This is a genomic window from Pseudomonas tremae (genome assembly GCF_001401155.1).
GTDB classification, from domain to species: domain Bacteria; phylum Pseudomonadota; class Gammaproteobacteria; order Pseudomonadales; family Pseudomonadaceae; genus Aquipseudomonas; species Aquipseudomonas tremae.
In genome coordinates this window covers 1-518 of sequence record NZ_LJRO01000128.1, presented here as the reverse complement: position 1 = coordinate 518, position 518 = coordinate 1, and the positions used below count along the sequence as shown (strand labels likewise).

Sequence of the window (518 nt, the reverse complement as noted above, 5' to 3'; positions counted from 1 at the left end):
GTACGGCTTCTATGCCAACGTTAACCCGACGGTGGATCACCCTCGTTGGACTCAGGCCCGAGAGCGTCGCTTGCCGAGCGGCCTGTTCAGTCCGAATCTGCGCGACACGAAAATGTTCAACGGTTATGAGGATGAGGTGGGTGCCTTGTATGCCGGTATGGATTTGCGGAAGGACTATTGATGCGATACCCGTTCTGGCGTCTGGCTGTATTTCTCGCCGCGTGTGTTGCGCCGGTCTGGTGGCTCTATCAGGCATGGATCTTTGCCTTGGGGCCTGATCCGGGCAAGGTTCTGGTAGAAGATTTCGGGCTAGCGACTCTGGTGATGTTGCTGATCACAATGTCCATGACCCCTTTGCAGCGTCTGACTGGCTGGCTGGGGTGGATCGTCGTCCGTCGTCAATTGGGGTTGTGGTGTTTCGCTTATGTGGTGCTGCACATGACGATGTATGCGCTATTCATTCTCGGGCTGGATTTAGGACAGTTAGGCGTGGAGCTGTTCAAGCGTCCCTATATCAT

General features: G+C 55.2%; 1 protein-coding gene and 1 pseudogene. Both read left to right on the top strand.

Annotated elements, in window-relative coordinates:
* Positions 1-181, top strand: a pseudogene (locus tag ALO43_RS09295) (protein-methionine-sulfoxide reductase catalytic subunit MsrP); the annotation flags it as partial.
* Positions 181-518, top strand: a 338-nt coding sequence (locus tag ALO43_RS09290; protein ID WP_054997411.1) for a ferric reductase-like transmembrane domain-containing protein, incomplete at its 3' end; no start/stop codon positions are given. The pseudogene ALO43_RS09295 and the gene ALO43_RS09290, both read left to right, overlap by 1 nt.